Genomic DNA, 15912 nt, shown 5'->3' with positions numbered 1-15912 from the left:
TTACAATCTACAATTTAAAATTTACAATTAAATTAGTTTTTACGTGAACGTATCATTTGTCCTGTTCTGGCTTTACCCAAGCGAATCACGTCGAGTAACGGACGGTTTGCCGGGCAGGTATAGCTACAAGAACCACATTCGATGCAATCCATTATTTTTTCGGCTTCCAATGCATCCAGCTTGTTGTGTTCGCTAAGTTGCATCAGGTAATACGGTTCCAATCCCATCGGGCATACGGTAACGCATTTCGAACAACGGATACAGTTGCGATACTCTTTCCGGACGGATTCTTCCTGCCGCATGAGTAATACTCCACTTGTTCCTTTCGTGATAGCAATGTTGGTTGTCGTCAAGGCTTTTCCCATCATCGGGCCGCCACCGATCACTTTTCCCGTGTCCTCGGGAAGTCCTCCGGCTGCCTCGATGAGTTGAGAGAGCGGTGTCCCGATACGGCATAGATAGTTACCCGGTTCTTTCAGCGATTTCCCGGTAACGGTAACCACCCGTTCGAATAACGGTTTGTGTTTCATGACAGCCTCGTAAACGGCATATACTGTCCCGACGTTTTGAACGACGGCTCCCACGGCGATAGGTAGTCCGCCGGACGGAACGAATTTACCCGTGGTGGCTTGTATCAATTGTTTCTCTCCTCCTTGCGGGTATTGTATTTTTAACGGGCATATCTCGATGCCGTCGCTCAATCTGGCGTGTTTGCCAAGTTCTTCGATAGCGTCTTTTTTGTTGTTCTCGATGCCCACGATAGCACGTTTCACGTTAAGAGCTTTCATTAGCAGTTCAATCCCGGCGATAAGCTCTTTCCCGTGTTCCAGCATCAGACGGTGGTCTGCCGTTAAATACGGTTCACATTCGACACCATTGATGATTAATACTTCAGCCGTGTTTCCGGGAGGCGGGGATAATTTCACTTGCGTGGGAAACGTTGCTCCCCCCATACCCACGATACCGGCGGCACTGATAGCCGCGATGATTTCTTCTTTCGTGAAAGTATTGGGATGCTTCGCGAGCGGTTCCTTCAATATATTCTCGTCCCATTCGTCACCCTCGACTTTTATCGTGATGGCTGGTCTGGGATAACCGCTGGCATCCACCACGGGATCGATACTCGTGACTGTCCCCGATACGGAACTGTGGATGTTGGCGGAAATGAATCCGGCGGCTTGACCGATAAGTTGTCCTACTTTAACTGTATCACCTTTTTTCACCGTGGGAACGGCAGGTGCCCCGATATGTTGAGATAGTGGTATGATCACTTGTTCGGGAAGGGGTAACGTGATGATTTCCCCTTGTGCTGATAATTTATTTTCAGGTGGGTGTACACCCCCAATTTTAAATGTCTTAAGCACGGTGTATTAATTTTAGATTTACGATTTTAAATTTTAGTTTGAATCGGCAATCATTGAATCGATTCGTTGTTTTTCACTTCCGTGGTCGCTGGTTCGGTAATCTTTCTCGGAGGGAAGTTTACCTCGTGGATCGCGTGTGTCGGACATGCGCTCACGCACTTCCGGCAAAGTTTACACTTGCGGAAGTCGATGTAAGCCAAGTTGTTTTCCAAGGTAATTGCCTCGAAAGGACATTCTTTGACGCATTTCCCACAACCGATGCAGGCAACCGTACAAGCTTTGCGGGCGATGTTTCCCTTGTCTTTGTTCACGCAACACACGAAAACCCGGCGATCTTTGGGCCCCTTGTTCCGCAATTCGATAATGTTTCTCGGGCAGGCTTTAACGCAAGCACCGCAGGCAACACAATTTTCTTCGGAAACAACGGGCAGACCGTTGACGTCCATGTGAATGGCATCGAAAGCGCAGACGTTGACGCAGTCGCCACAACCAAGACAACCGTATGTACAATCGGTTTCTCCCCGGTAGAGAGAATGTTCGATAGCACACGATTTGTACCCGTCGTACGTGCTCGTGCGTGGACGATTGTCACACGTGCCGTTGCATTTCACGACAGCAATCTGTGGTGTCTGAGCTGTTACTTCCATGCCTAAAGCGGAAGCGACTTTCGCCATCGTATCCGCTCCTCCCACCGGACAAAACAGTCCATCCAATGAAGTGGCTTTCACCGTGGCTTCCGCGAAACCCCTACACCCGGGTTTGCCGCATCCCCCGCAATTCGCGCCGGGAAGGATACTTTCCACGATATCGATTCTAGGATCTTCTTCGACCTTAAACTTTTGTGCCACGAAATACAGGATTACGGCAGCCGCAATACCAATGGCACACAAAGAAATAATAGTGTAGATAATGGTAGTAGTCATCATAAAGGTGTTTATTTTGTCTCCTCTAGTTTGTTATAGCGCCCGTAAAGTTATTATTTTTTTTCTAGGTTATGCTATTTTAACCTTGAATTTTATTTTTCGGGTGAAGCTATTCCTACATAAATATAGGATAACAAAGTAAACAGCAACGGCTAGAAGTACAATTGCGGCAGCTATAACTTCGCTTGTCCCCGCCGTGATCAAGAGGGCAAGAAGTACTATTATTAACGCGGACGGAATGATATAAGCAAATGCGACCGAGAGCATGGCATTGCGGGTACTGGCGGTAACAATAACTTTGTCGCCGACAGCCACGGGAACATTCGGTTTTTCCGCCGTGATATTCTTTTGTGCTACTTCCGACAGGCCACACGCTCCCTTAGAATGACAAGAAGCACACGCCGATTGATTTTGTATCTGCACGATAATGGCGTTATTTTCTACTTTTATAACAATTCCGTCGTGTTCTATTGTGTCCTTTGCTGCCATGATGAGTTTTTAAGGTTTATAAAGTTCATAAAGTTACCCCTTCGGGGTTTAAAGTTTACACGATACACGTATTATAAAGTATTCACGAGTTTTTCACCTTATAAACTTTACAAACCTTATGAACTTTATGAACTCATTTATTTCTTCCGCATAAATATTTGAATCGGCACCCCGGTGAAATTCCAGTGTTCACGGATTTTGTTTTCCAAGAAACGTTTGTACGGTTCTTTCACGTATTGCGGTAAGTTGCAATAAAACGCGAAAGTCGGCGTTTTCGTGGGTAATTGAGTCACGTATTTTATGCGGATGTATTTTCCTTTTAAACTTGGTGGGGGGTAGTTCTCGATTTCCTCCAACATGATGCGGTTCAATTCCGAGGTTTTCAGTTTTTGAGCCCGGTTGCGATAGGTTTCAATGGCGGCTTCCAGTGCTTTTAGTAAACGTTGTTTCGTGAGCGCGGAAGTGAAAATGATTTCTACATCATTGAATGGCGCCATTTTAGCACGCAGGTCTTTCTCGAAGTTAATCGTTGTTTTATTATCTTTTTCGATTAAGTCCCACTTGTTTACCAGTACCACGACACCTTTTTGGTTGCGCTCTATCAAGTGGAATATATTCAAATCCTGGGCTTCCATACCCCGGGTGGCATCAATCAGTAGCATACAGACGTCACTGTCCTCTATGGCACGCACGGAACGCATCACGGAATAGAACTCCACGTCCTCGTTTACTTTGGCTTTTTTACGTAGTCCGGCAGTGTCCACCAGCAAGAAATCATGCCCGAAGCGGTTGTACCGGGTGGTCAGCGTGTCACGAGTAGTCCCCGCGATGTCCGTAACAATATTCCGTTCCTTGTCTATCAGGGCGTTAATGGTGGAAGATTTTCCCACGTTAGGGCGTCCCACGATAGCGATTTTGGGAAGTTCATTCTCGTCTTCCAACGGGTCGCTCGTGAAATGAGATACCAGTTTATCAAGTAATTCACCGGTTCCGGAACCGTTTATAGATGAGATCGGGAATATTTCTTCCCCGACACCCAGTTTATAGAATTCGTGAACATCATAAAGACGTTCGCCATTATCCACCTTGTTGGCGATGAGGTAAACAGGTTTCGTGACTTTTCGCAACATACGGGCGAAACTGTAATCCAAATCAGTTATTCCTAATTCCACGTCACACACGAACAGAATCACGTCTGCTTCGTCCATCGCCAGCAGTACCTGTTTGTTGATCTCTTCCTCGAAAATATCTGAGCTGTTAGAAACGTACCCACCCGTGTCAATGACGGAAAAATCTTTACCGTTCCACACTGATTTTCCGTAATTCCGGTCACGGGTCACACCGCTTTCCTCGTTCACGATGGCTACTCGTCCACCGACCAAGCGATTGAAAAGTGTTGATTTTCCCACGTTGGGGCGTCCTACTATGGCAACAATATTACTCATTTTATAAATTGAAAATTGAAAATTGAAAATTGAAAATGATGATTTGCAATCTCAATTTTAGTTATTAATGTTATAGTTGTTTGTAACCGAAGCGTTTCAAATCGTTTTCTTTGTTCCGCCAGTCTTTCAGTACTTTGACGTAAAGGTTAAGGAACACTTTCTTGGCGAAGAAAGCTTCGATGTCTACTCGGGCTTCCGTGCCTACTTTTTTCAAGGCGGCACCTTGGTGTCCGATGATAATGCCTTTCTGTGAATCACGTTCGACGTTAATTACCGCCATGATATTGATTCTTTTGGCTTCTTCTTTGAATTCTTCTACGACCACCTCGACGGAGTAGGGAATTTCCTTGTCGTAGTGCAACAGGATTTTTTCCCGTATGATTTCCGTCACGAAGAAACGAGCGGGCATATCGGTTATTTCTTCTTTATCGAAATAAGGTTCTCCGACGGGAAGTAATTCCAGTATCCGCTTGTACAGGTTGTCGACGTTGAAGTTCTCGGTTGCCGAGATGGGGAATATTTCCGCTTGCGGGATGATTTCCTTCCATTTCGCGAACAGGGCATCCAGCTTATCCGGCGTGGTCAGATCGATTTTGTTCAATACCAACAAGATGGGTACTTCGCTTTGCTTCACTTTATCGATGAAGTCGGCGTTCTTCTCGAAATTTTCCACCACGTCGGTCACGTAGAGAATAATATCCGCATCAATAATGGCGGTTTTCGAGAAGTCCAGCATGTATTCCTGCATCTTGTAGCTTGGTTTCACGACTCCCGGGGTGTCGGAAAACACGATTTGAAAATCCTCCCCGTTCACGATACCTTTAATGCGGTGGCGCGTCGTTTGGGATTTAGATGTGATAATCGATAATTTTTCCCCGACTAATCGATTCATCAAGGTGGATTTCCCCACGTTGGGGTTTCCTAAAATATTGACAAAACCTGCTTTATGCTCCATGTACTCAAAAATTTATTGGGCACAAAAGTACAATTAAAAATTGGAATTGAGAAATTTGTACTTCTAAGTTGGATGGTCTGAAGTAAAATGTAAGGTCTGATTAACCTTAAACCTCGGGTATTTCTACCGTAATACTATATCTACTCGCTTACGGGCTCGCTATAAATCACTTCTTCCACCGTTAGGTAAGGGCGAAAGAAGTGAGGTGTATCGACCCGGTAAGCGTGTAGAAGTAGGATTACCCTAGGATTACTCGAGTAATACCGTGTGTTTATTTATAGGTATATTCTATCTTTTCCGTGTTGGCGGGATTTTGAGGATCGGTTTTAGCGATCCATGCCCCGGTGTTGTCGTACTCGTATTTATATCGCGGATCGACTTGATTACCGAATTCATCGTAATGGATGGTAATGTTACCCGTGATTTTTTCGTTTTGCAAATTTTCCTTCTCGTATGATATAACGGTCAAGTAACCATATGGGTTGTAATCGTAATGTGATGTTTGTTTCGTGATCGGGTTGTGGATGTCCGGTTTGAGGTTTATTTTGATTTCTTGTGTTAAACGTCCCTTGTTGTCATATGTCAAGTCGGTCTGGGCGTATATTTGCCCGTTGTCGTATTCTTGTATTTGAACGAGTTGTCCTTGATTGTTATAGGTTTCCGTGTGACTCTTGTCGTTATTCCATTTGATGTTTTTCATGCTGATATGCCCTTGTATGTTGTATTGACAACTTACTTGACACAGAATATTTCCGGATAGGGAATCCACGGATTCTTCCTCGAAGCATTTGCCGAGGTTGTTGTATTTAAAGGTGGTCGTGATGTTTGATAAACAAGAATCTTTTGCACGTGTTTTTTTCACGGATTGCAGCAGGTAGCCGTGGTCATTGTAATTATAATAAATATTCGTGGTGGTGTCCCCCGAAACAAGGATTTCTCGGATGATCTTGTCGCCCGTGTAGTATTTGGTGTACGACGGAGTGGTCCAAATCATGGAATCCACGAATTGTTCTCTTAATTGGATGGCTTTATCTCTGAACTGTTTATACTTGTGTTCTTGTAAATATTGTTTTACAAGCGGGAGTTGCGTGGATGAATCAACTTGGGCTATGAGGATTACCAGATCAACGCTGTCATTCGTGTATTCGACTTCCGGGAGAAAGTTTCTTGAATAGCCGGAAAGATACGGGCAGTTGATGTACGCGTTGATGGCAGTTTTCATCTCTTCCGGTTTTTTGGCGTTTTTGACCATGTCGTATAAATGGATGTCATACATCTTTTCCACGTCGGTTTTATAAGGACGGGGTTCTTTCGCTCCCGCGTAGAATGTTTTCAGTATAGGGTTGTTGAAATATAACAATATGGTTGAGTCGGTCGTGCAAGTGCAAACATTGTCGTACAATAGTTTATTATAGATGGTAGCGACGGCGGGATAGTTATACAAGGTGTCGAAATCGGTGAAATAGGTTTCACATTTACCCAAGGTCGGTTGTGCTTTCAAATCGGCGAACTGTACTTTTTCTTTTAGCGCGATGATCGAGTCGAATATTTTCGGGGTTATCATGTACTTGTATTTTGTCAATAATCCGAGTACGGCGCGTGAATCTTGTAATTGTGTGTCGGAGTAGGTCAATAGAGCGTAGATCGTGGAATCGGCTTTCCAGACGAAAGTTTCGAAGTTTAAGCCGGCATCCCGGCAGATGGAACGAACACGAGCCCCGTCATCTTGCCGGTTTTCTTCCATACTGGTTTTCAGATAAGGTTCTACAGCCCCGAGATTCGGGTCGAAAAGAAGTGTTTCCAAAGCATCAGCAAGAGCGATTTCATGTTTATACGTTTCGGCACTTTTGGGGTCGATCCTCTCTTTTACCCTCGCGTATTTGTCCCGTTCGGCTCTCGCGATATGCTCGTAAAGTTTTTCAATCCTGTTTTGCTTTTGCGCGAAGAGATTCGTGTTGAATATCCCCGTGAAAAGGGTACAGATGATAATCGTTGGTAGTAATTTTTTCATATCGTTCTCAAATTTAGCGTAGTATCTACGTAAAATTAGGGATAAAGTTTGATATGAACAATATTTTTATTGGTGTTTTTTATGAATAAAGTTTACTTATATTGTTGATTTCGATGGGTATAGGCTTCTATAGGTAGAACTGGGTACTTGGTATCTTTTTGGTATTGGAAAGCGTAATAAGAGGAGAAGATTGAGGGGGAGATCATATGATGTCGATATATTTTATCATGAGGAATGGATGGATTTTGAGGTGTATATGTTATCTTTGTTAGGCATTATAAATAAATGTTATGGTTATAAATATAATAGGTAATAGCGAGAGAATAGAGAGTCTGAATCCTTATTTCAAGGCTGTGTTCGATTATATAAAGACGCACGATCTGGCAGGTATGCCCGTGGGCAGAGTAGATATTGCCGGCGAGGATGCTTTTATTAAAATCGAGGATGCACGGGGACGAAGCGTGGAAGAGGCCGTTTATGAGCGACATGATAAATATATAGATATTCAGATGCCGCTGCTCGTGTCGGAGTCTTACGGGTGGAAAGCCAAAAGTCGGTTGGGGGAGGCTTCTGCTTCTTATAACGAGGAAGGGGATTATACTTTTTATAAAGATAAGGTGGAAGGTGTGTTCACGCTTTCTCCCGGTGAGTTCGTGATTTTTTTTCCGGAGGATGCTCATGCGCCTTGTATCGGTGAAGGGGTAATCCGGAAGATGGTGGCGAAAGTTAAACAATTGTAGATTTAGTGATTGACGATTTACGATTGTTGCGTGTGAACTTTTTGGTAAATTACAAATTCAGTTGTATGAAGAAATGGCATAAGATAGTTTTAGCGGTGCTGGTTGTTTTGACAATCGTTTATTTCTGTCTGCCTTATTACGCCCGGCAGGCTTTGATATACTGGTATCCTTCGATTGATGATTTGTCGATGTTCGAGAAACACACGGTGCAGAAGGCCGATTCGTCATGGACGTGGGCACACGCGAAAGATTATAACACTTACGAGATGAGTCCGGAGGATGATGCTTACCTGAATGATTTCCGTACGGTATCTTTTCTGGTGATTCAGAATGACAGTATCGTTTACGAGGAATATCGTTCCGGTTGGAATGACACGAAGACATCGAACATTTTTTCATCGACGAAGAGTATCGTGGGGTTATTGATCGGGGCGGCTTATGACGAGGGGAAGATCGAGAGTCTGGATGATCCCGTGTGGAAATATATTCCGGAATTCAAGGTCGGGGAAAAGAAAAATATCACGCTCCGCCATTTGTTGACGATGAGTGGCGGGTTGAACTGGGACGAGGCTTACGCTTCTTTGTTTTCCGTGACGACGCACGGGTATTACGGGAATGATTTATACGAGTTGGTGACCGGGTTGGACGTGATTGAAGAACCGGGGAAGCAATTTTCTTACCGGAGCGGCGATACGCAGATATTGGCGTTTATCGTGGAAAAGGCAACCGGGAAAACAATCAGCGATTACGCGGAGGAGAAGTTGTGGCGACCGATGCAGGCGGCACAGGATGCCTATTGGTTGTTGGATAAAAAGGACGGGGATGAGAAGTCATTCTGTTGTTTCCATACCACGGCGAGGGAAGTGGCACGTTTTGCCCGTCTGATGCTTCATCACGGCAACTGGAACGGGAAGCAATTGATCTCGGAAGAATATATCAATGAAGCCATGAGCCCGGCAAGTTACTTGAAAGACGAGTGGGGTAAGGATTCGTTGGATTATTACGGTTTCCAGATATGGATTATGAATTATCACGGTCAGCGGAACCCTTATTTCCGGGGAATGCTGGGGCAGTATATTATCGCTATACCGGAACGGAATGCCATTATTGTCCGTTTGGGACACAAGAAAGATGAAAAACGTATCCGGGAAACTACCCGTGACGTGTATCGCTACATGGATATCGGGATGAAGATATTGGATGGTAGAAAATAGGGGGAGTTGTAGATTTTAAAAGAAAAATCTATCTTTGTAGTGTCAACAAGTGTTGATTTACATGGATATGGATGAAATGCGTTCAGATGAAATTTTCGAAGCTATAAAGCGGAGGGAGCATAGTGTCTTTAAGCATCTTTTTGAAACTTATTTCAAGAAGATGACGCTTTTTGCCGAGTATTTTCTTTTGGATAGGGATGAGGCGGAGGATATCGCTCAAGAGATTTTTGTGGATTTGTGGAATAACGCACCGATGCTTTCCGGTATTTCGAACTTGAAGTCTTATCTTTTCGTGCAGGTTCGAAACAGGTGCTTCAACCGATTGAAGCATCTGCACGTGGAGGATAATTATAAACAATGGTTGGCGGAAGCACAGGCGTACGCGGAAATACCGGAAGTGGAGGTCGATCCGGAGTTGTTGCAGCGGGTGTACGAGGTAATCGAGGAATTGCCCGAGCAAGCTCGTCTGGTATTTAAACGTTGTGTGTTGGAAGGGAAGAAGTATAAAGATGTGGCAGAAGAGATGGGAGTGTCCGTCAATACGATCAACACGCAGATGACTCGGTCGTACAAGTATATCAGGAAACGAATGGGAGTTTCTTTCTTGGTGATTCTGGCTATTATTTAGTGTCTGTTCGAGAAATTAATTCATTTTTTTGATTTTTTGTCACTGACTTTTCTCATGAAGTTGTCTTTCTTTTATTAAGTTAAAAATTGATAATATGAAGGCAAAGATTTTAATGGTTTTTGCATTGTTTTTAATGCTGACCGGATTCTATGGAGGAGATAGAATCGTAGAACAAAGTGGTGTAAACTTACAGGAAGAAGTTGATGGTTTTGCACCTACACCAATTAGTAAACCTAGTGTTTATGGGTCTGACAATGGGAATACTGTTATTCTTGAGATTCGATTTAAGGCAAAGCCTAAGGCTAATGTTATTTGGTATCATGGTACAAAGGTGGTTGAAGAAGACCATAGGCACGAAATTATTGAAAATGCAAAATCTTCAGATGAATACACCGCAATGTTAATAATAAGAGATATAGAAATGGGGGATACTGGAGAGTATAAAGGGAATGTTAAAAATGAATTTGGAGAATTTAATGGTATAATAAAATTAAATTTTGATCCAGTGCAAAATATTTGATTTTACATTAGTAACTAAAAAAAGAGGGTGTCCCAAAAGTCTTGTTTGTCATCCTGAACGTAGTGAAAGATCTCATGGCAAGAGGTACCCTGTGGCAGGAGATCCTTCGCGATGCTCAGGATGACAGTGGGGGCGTAGTTCGTCATCATCTGTTTATTTCACGTTAAACGTGATGGGGGCTCAGAAGGACAACGATAGGAAAAGGACTTCTGAGACAGCCTCTTTTGATCCGGTTAGTATATATAGATTATTTGCCATATTATAAAAAAATAGTAATCATGAACAGTAATCACATTTTGATTGAAACTTCATACGAGTTCAAGCGTTCCCGTCGGAATGTAATCTTTTGGTTGTTTGTCGTGTTGGGGGTGTTGGGGATAACTCTTTACATGTTCACGCCGTTGTCTATATTGTTTTCAGTTAAAAGTCTCGACCAACTGGTGAAGGGGGCTTCGATGACGTGGGTAGCCCAGGTGTTGCCTTCCTCAATACCTTTCAGGTGTGCTTACTTGTTCAACGTGTTGCAACTTTTTTTCGTGACGGTACTCGTGATCAATGACACGAGGTTGTCCCGGGTGGATGCCTTGGCGGCTTTAAAGGTCCACCCGCAAGGGAACACGGAGAGTTCTATAGGAAGTGTGGCGGGGAAGGTTCTTGCTTTCTCGCTGGTGAACGTGGTGGTGTTTCTTTTTTGTGGCTTGCTGAATTTTCTTTTTTATCCCCAGGTATTTGGTGCTGGGTATTACTTGTTTTACTGGTTGACGTTAAACTTGCCGACGCTGTTTTTTTGCCTGGGGTTGTCAACACTCGTGGTGAGGTTAGTGAAAAATAATGGATTGAGTATTTTTGTTTTAATTTTGATCCTGGGTGTATTTGCACTTCCGGGCTCGGTTTGGTTGGACGGGTTGCTTGACCCGCTTGCGGCAAGGATACCTAACCTGTTTTCCGATTTCACGGGGCACGTGAATCTTGACGTGTACTTGTTGCAACGGGTATTTATTTTGTTTCTCGGGGTGGGGTTAGCGGTGTTGGCAGTGATACCTTATCCCCGGATTCATAACAACGTGCGGGCCGGGTACCGGTTGACGCTGGCGGCTTTACTTCCCTTGCTTGTTGCCGTCGGGGGTGCAAGCGTTTATATTTATGATTTGCAATCGGTGTCGGGTAAACGGGAGACTTACCGGGAGGTTTATTCCAAACACGTTTCCTCGGAAGTGTTGAAAATTGCGGCGAACCGGTTACAGGTGAAGGAAGCCGAGGATGGGGAAATTTCCGTGAAAAGCGAGATGAGGGTGGAAAACAGGAATAACGAGGCGCTTCCCCTGGTGTTATACCTGAATCCCGGGTTAGAGGTGTCGTCGGTCACGGTAGATGGTGATGCGGTTGCTTTCCGTCGGGAGGAACAAGCGCTTCTCGTGGAGGGAGAAGTCGCTCCCGGCGAGAAGAAAGAGGTGGTGGTGCATTACGATGGAAAGATCGATAACCGTTTTTGTTTTCTCGATGTCCCGGAAGAGAAGTACGGGGCGTCGAACCTGAACACGATAGACATGTACCGTTTCGGTTACTCCCCGGCATTTTGCGAGAAGGGGTATAAACTGCTACCCCCGGAATGTGGCTGGTACCCGGTTAGCGTGCCTCCTTACGATTCGCTGGGATTCCGGCGAGCGATGTTTACTCACTATAGTTTGGAGGTGGAGCATGACCCGTTGCTAACAGCAATATGCCAGGGGGAGGCGAATAGAGAGACGGCGGGAAAGACAACGTTTATCTTCGAACATAACATGAAGGGGATCAGCCTTTGCATTGGTAATTACAAGAAGCGGGAGATCGTGGTTGATAGCTATTTGCCTCCGGCAATGTTTGAGTTCAAGGATGGTAAAGCAATAAAGATAACGCCACCTGTAAATGTTCCTCCAGTAAAGTTTGAACTTTTTTACTTGTCCGAGCACGAGTTTATGCTTGATGATTACGACCAGTATCCCGAGGAAGAGTTAAAGGATATGATCGGGCTTGCGAGATCTAACCTGGAATTCGATGGCGATGATTACTGGGAACGTCGCACGAAGAAAACAGGTTTTGATCCCACGGTGCGGTATCCTTACAATTGGGGCACGCTTATAGAGGTGCCATGTAATTTTCACGCTTTCACGGGAAAAACATGGCGAACGGGCGAGAGAGTGCAGGAAGGAATGGTATTCTTGCCGGAAAAGAAATACTCGGAGAAAGTCAGTACCTCTTATTATAATGCAGAATCGCGACTGGTGATGGAATTAGCCTTGTTCTATAGAGGAAGTTATGATTTCGGGGCACTTTGCAAGGGTAACACGAGTTTTGTCTATTCTGACGACATCCCTTTGGCTAATGATGTACTACGTACAGCTTTTTGTCGTGATTTGAATATGGAGTTAATAGACAGGGATAGAGAATTTTATGTCGTCGATTACCTGAAAGACCATAGTCTAGAGGAGGCTTTGGTGGATCCCTCGTTGTCCCGGGAACTGCTAAACGACATCATACAGAAAAAATGCGAGTGGTTTAATACTTTGCTGGCAATACTAGTTGGAAAAGAAGAGTTTGAAGAGGTTTATCACGATTTCCTGAAGCGCCATGTTTTCGAGGAAGCCTCTTTTGAAGATTTTTTCCGGGAGTTTTTTGACCGTTATCATATTCGTTTGGACTCGATGATCGATAGCTGGTATCGTTGCAAAGAATTACCCGTTTTCGAGATAGAGGGAAATTTTATAATAGTCAACGGGGGAAGGAAGCGTGGTTATATATACGATTTTAAGGTGTTTAACCGGGGGAAAGTACCAGGAATTGTTTACCCAGGCGGTAATCACTCGGGATGGATCATCCCGGCGGGAGAGGGGCGTGCTATACGAGTACAAACATCTAGTGCTACTAATAAAATGATTTATTTCCCCTTGTCTTTAAATGTACCGGGTGGGATGTCGTTGTCGGTTAAGACAATAAATAGAGATGTCGACACGGGTATTGATACAACCTCGTGGTTTTTACCCCTTGACGCCACGTTCTCTTTTACCCAAGAAAACGAGGGCGAGATCATCGTGGATAACGACGACCCGGGATTCTCGATTCATGAAACTCGGAAGTTTAACATTGCTTCCCTTTTCGGACAGGTAGAAACCCGTGCGAAATGTTACAGGAATGTTCCCCGCGATCACTGGGGATGGATGGTTACCGATGGATGCTTGGGTTTTCCCGTGAGGGGGGCGTATTTTAAAGAAGGCGGCAAGGGAAACCAGAAGGTGCAGTGGGAAACCGACCTACCCGAGGGTACTTACGAGGTGTTCTGTCATATACCTTTTAATGAGCAGAGTAGTCATAAAGGTACAGGGGTGCTTTGTTTTGACCGAGAGTACCATTACACGGTGTTTGACGGACAGGAAGAACACGAGGTCGTGCTCACGATGGACAGGGAGGATTGGCATTGGATGTCTTTGGGAGTTTTCAATTTTCAGGGAAAAGGGAGCGTGACTTTAAGCGACCGGGACCGGGAGAATGCTTCTTTTTTGGAAAATGAGCAGCCGCAAGTGATTGCCGCAGATGCCGTGAAGTGGGTTCGGGTGCGGTAAGTTGTCGATTAGTTGTAAGGAAATGATATTTATTCAATTTTTTGTCACTGTATTTTCACGTGAAGTTGTCTTATATATATGATTAAAAAAACTATAATTATGAAGAAGAAAATTTTATTTGTTTTAGTATTATTTTTTATGTTAGCCGGATTCGATGGAGAGAGTAGAATCGTAGAACATAATGGAGTGAACTTACAAGAAAGATTTAGTGTTGATTATGAGGCGCCTGAGATAGTCGAGAAACCCAAGGTTCGAGTATCCGAAAGTGGCAATCTTATTACGATGGAAGTCCGATTTAAGGGGAATCCTGCTCCTTCTGTTACTTGGTATCACAATTTGAGGGAAATTATAGATAATGCTGGTGATAGATATACGATACGTGTATTTGCGGATGATTATGGAACAATAACAACAGTGTTAGAAATAGAAAATCCTGGATTGGAGGATGATGGATTCTATAAGATAAGGCTTAAAAATAAAGCGGGAGAGACTACTGCAACGATAAGATTGGCTTTTGGAGAGGAAGTTTAATTTTAATTATGATAGAAAGACTTCAAAATATTTGCAATATATTTTGAAGTCTTTTGATCCAATAAGTAAGCATAAGTTCGTTGCCGTATTATTCCTGGAATAATAGTCTGAACAGCAATTATATCTTATTCAAAATTTCATATAAATTCAAATATTTGAAAAGAGGATGTTGTTTTTTGAATCGTTTTTGCTGTAATCTGTATTAATCTCTATTGAAAATTTCGGGTAATATGATGAAGGTATTTTCTATACAATGAAGAGAGTGAGGTTGTAGGGGATAAAGATAAATTTTAAGAAAAGATATTTAGATTTAAGATGCAGAAAATAGATTGGCATATTTTAAGAAAATCCATAACGGGTGGGATGACCGATGAAGAGAAGAGCGAGTTGCAGGGGTGGTTGGAAGAGTCGGGAGAGAATAGGCGTTATTATCGGAAGATGCAGGGATTCTTTACCCGGGCTGGACATGGCGGGGAGGTCGATGTATTGAAGAATTTCAGGGAGTTTGAACGGAAAACATTTGGTAAGCGGCGACGTTTGGTTGTTGGCATATTAAAATATGCCGCTGTATTTGTCGTACTCGTGGGTAGTGTTGTTTTGTGGCGGGGGATGAATTTTGATTCCCAAAAGACGAATATGCAGCAATTTGCTTTCGCTCCCGGCGTGGAGAAGGCTATATTGTACACGGGGACGGGTGAGCAGATCGTGTTGGAATCACAGGTGCGGAGAAATATCGTTGTTGCCGATAGTTTCCAAGTGCGGCAGGATAGCAACGTGCTGAATTATGCCGCGATGAAGATCGAGGGGAAGTTGATAGACGTGACACACATGATACGGGTGCCAAGAGGGGGAGAGTTTTCTATGAAATTGAGCGATGCCACGATGGTGTATCTTAATGCGGAGACGGATTTAAGTTATCCAGTACAGTTTTATGGAGAGGAGAGGAGAGTGAAACTCACGGGTGAGGCGTATTTCGATGTCACAAAGTCGGATAAACCGTTTGTCGTGGAGGTGAATGGATTCGAGGTGAAGGTATTGGGTACTCGTTTTAATATTCATGCTTACCAGGAAGAAACACGATTCGAGACGACGTTGGAGCAGGGAAGAGTACAGGTGCAGACGAAAGATCATACTTTGTTGTTGGAACCGGGGGAGCAAGCCGTGTTGACGGAGGAGGGGGAATTGAGTAAGCAGAAAGTAGATGTTCGTCGTTACACGGCATGGAAAGACGGACAGTTTGTGTTTGATGACGAGCGGCTGGAGGACGTGATGAACAGGGTGGCGCGTTGGTATGATATAAAGGTTTTTTACAGGAATCCAGAGGTAAAGGACATTCGGATTAATGGAAATATCAGTCGCTACAAAGATTTCTCCGTTTTATTGGAAAAGATTGAAAAATTGGAAATAGTTTATTTTGATATAAAAGGAAATGTAATAACTGTGATAGGTAAATAGAGAAAAGGAGAGGAGTGTCCCCACACTCCCCATCCTTAATT

General features: G+C 43.8%; 13 protein-coding genes. 7 read left to right on the top strand and 6 right to left on the bottom strand.

Annotation, left to right across the window (positions count from 1 at the left end; translation table 11 throughout):
• Positions 1-32: 32 nt before the first annotated feature.
• From rsxC to ACK8P8_RS15485, 6 genes are all read right to left on the bottom strand, one after another.
• Positions 33-1364 carry an electron transport complex subunit RsxC gene (gene rsxC, locus ACK8P8_RS15510; RefSeq protein WP_186977908.1) on the bottom strand — a complete coding sequence of 444 codons (1332 nt, stop codon included), beginning with the start codon at positions 1362-1364 and terminating at the stop codon, positions 33-35.
• A 50-nt stretch (positions 1365-1414) separates the two neighbouring features.
• Entirely contained in the window at positions 1415-2290 is an 876-nt protein-coding gene (locus ACK8P8_RS15505) for a Fe-S cluster domain-containing protein (RefSeq protein ID WP_186977906.1), read from the bottom strand.
• A gap of 66 nt (positions 2291-2356) precedes the next feature.
• Complete coding sequence (locus ACK8P8_RS15500; RefSeq protein ID WP_186977904.1) at positions 2357-2776, bottom strand: SoxR reducing system RseC family protein; 420 nt, start codon at positions 2774-2776, stop codon at positions 2357-2359.
• 137 nt (positions 2777-2913) lie between these two features.
• Entirely contained in the window at positions 2914-4221 is a 1308-nt protein-coding gene (gene der / locus ACK8P8_RS15495) for a ribosome biogenesis GTPase Der (protein ID WP_099290105.1), read from the bottom strand.
• Positions 4222-4291: 70 nt separating this feature from the next.
• Positions 4292-5176 (bottom strand): GTPase Era, encoded by an 885-nt coding sequence (era, locus tag ACK8P8_RS15490; RefSeq protein WP_099290106.1) that lies wholly within the window; start codon positions 5174-5176, stop codon positions 4292-4294.
• Positions 5177-5447: 271 nt separating this feature from the next.
• Positions 5448-7187 (bottom strand): hypothetical protein, encoded by a 1740-nt coding sequence (locus ACK8P8_RS15485; protein WP_369860817.1) that lies wholly within the window; start codon positions 7185-7187, stop codon positions 5448-5450.
• Positions 7188-7477: 290 nt separating this feature from the next.
• On the opposite strand from ACK8P8_RS15485, the gene ACK8P8_RS15480 reads away from it, so the two are divergent.
• The 7 genes from ACK8P8_RS15480 (at position 7478) to ACK8P8_RS15450 (ending at position 15871) form a co-directional block, all read left to right on the top strand.
• Positions 7478-7927, top strand: coding sequence for a NanQ anomerase/TabA/YiaL family protein (locus ACK8P8_RS15480; RefSeq protein ID WP_099290108.1), 450 nt, complete (start codon positions 7478-7480; stop codon positions 7925-7927).
• A gap of 65 nt (positions 7928-7992) precedes the next feature.
• Entirely contained in the window at positions 7993-9141 is a 1149-nt protein-coding gene (locus ACK8P8_RS15475; protein ID WP_369860816.1) for a serine hydrolase domain-containing protein, read from the top strand.
• Positions 9142-9202: 61 nt separating this feature from the next.
• Positions 9203-9769 carry an RNA polymerase sigma-70 factor gene (locus ACK8P8_RS15470; protein ID WP_186977894.1) on the top strand — a complete coding sequence of 189 codons (567 nt, stop codon included), beginning with the start codon at positions 9203-9205 and terminating at the stop codon, positions 9767-9769.
• 94 nt (positions 9770-9863) lie between these two features.
• Entirely contained in the window at positions 9864-10289 is a 426-nt protein-coding gene (locus tag ACK8P8_RS15465; protein ID WP_186977892.1) for an immunoglobulin domain-containing protein, read from the top strand.
• Between the two features lie 278 nt (positions 10290-10567).
• Positions 10568-13885 carry a hypothetical protein gene (locus ACK8P8_RS15460; RefSeq protein ID WP_369860814.1) on the top strand — a complete coding sequence of 1106 codons (3318 nt, stop codon included), beginning with the start codon at positions 10568-10570 and terminating at the stop codon, positions 13883-13885.
• A 99-nt stretch (positions 13886-13984) separates the two neighbouring features.
• Positions 13985-14416 carry an immunoglobulin domain-containing protein gene (locus tag ACK8P8_RS15455; RefSeq protein WP_369860813.1) on the top strand — a complete coding sequence of 144 codons (432 nt, stop codon included), beginning with the start codon at positions 13985-13987 and terminating at the stop codon, positions 14414-14416.
• A gap of 315 nt (positions 14417-14731) precedes the next feature.
• A complete protein-coding gene (locus tag ACK8P8_RS15450; protein ID WP_186977886.1) occupies positions 14732-15871 on the top strand; it encodes a FecR family protein in 1140 nt (379 codons plus the stop codon).
• Positions 15872-15912: the final 41 nt, after the last annotated feature.

Origin of the sequence: Butyricimonas muris (genome assembly GCF_046365375.1) — a bacterium.
Lineage (GTDB): Bacteria > Bacteroidota > Bacteroidia > Bacteroidales > Marinifilaceae > Butyricimonas > Butyricimonas muris.
This window is presented reverse-complemented; position numbering and strand designations above follow the sequence as displayed.

Excerpts from the sequence above, each read along its gene's own strand:
- ACK8P8_RS15465 (WP_186977892.1), top strand. The coding sequence starts at position 9,864 with ATGAAGGCAAAGATTTTAATGGTTTTTGCATTGTTTTTAATGCTGACC.
- ACK8P8_RS15475 (WP_369860816.1), top strand. The coding sequence starts at position 7,993 with ATGAAGAAATGGCATAAGATAGTTTTAGCGGTGCTGGTTGTTTTGACA.
- ACK8P8_RS15450 (WP_186977886.1), top strand. The coding sequence starts at position 14,732 with ATGCAGAAAATAGATTGGCATATTTTAAGAAAATCCATAACGGGTGGG.
- ACK8P8_RS15460 (WP_369860814.1), top strand. The coding sequence starts at position 10,568 with ATGAACAGTAATCACATTTTGATTGAAACTTCATACGAGTTCAAGCGT.
- der (WP_099290105.1), bottom strand. The coding sequence starts at position 4,221 with ATGAGTAATATTGTTGCCATAGTAGGACGCCCCAACGTGGGAAAATCA.
- ACK8P8_RS15500 (WP_186977904.1), bottom strand. The coding sequence starts at position 2,776 with ATGGCAGCAAAGGACACAATAGAACACGACGGAATTGTTATAAAAGTA.
- ACK8P8_RS15470 (WP_186977894.1), top strand. The coding sequence starts at position 9,203 with ATGGATATGGATGAAATGCGTTCAGATGAAATTTTCGAAGCTATAAAG.
- ACK8P8_RS15480 (WP_099290108.1), top strand. The coding sequence starts at position 7,478 with ATGGTTATAAATATAATAGGTAATAGCGAGAGAATAGAGAGTCTGAAT.
- ACK8P8_RS15505 (WP_186977906.1), bottom strand. The coding sequence starts at position 2,290 with ATGATGACTACTACCATTATCTACACTATTATTTCTTTGTGTGCCATT.
- ACK8P8_RS15455 (WP_369860813.1), top strand. The coding sequence starts at position 13,985 with ATGAAGAAGAAAATTTTATTTGTTTTAGTATTATTTTTTATGTTAGCC.
- ACK8P8_RS15485 (WP_369860817.1), bottom strand. The coding sequence starts at position 7,187 with ATGAAAAAATTACTACCAACGATTATCATCTGTACCCTTTTCACGGGG.
- era (WP_099290106.1), bottom strand. The coding sequence starts at position 5,176 with ATGGAGCATAAAGCAGGTTTTGTCAATATTTTAGGAAACCCCAACGTG.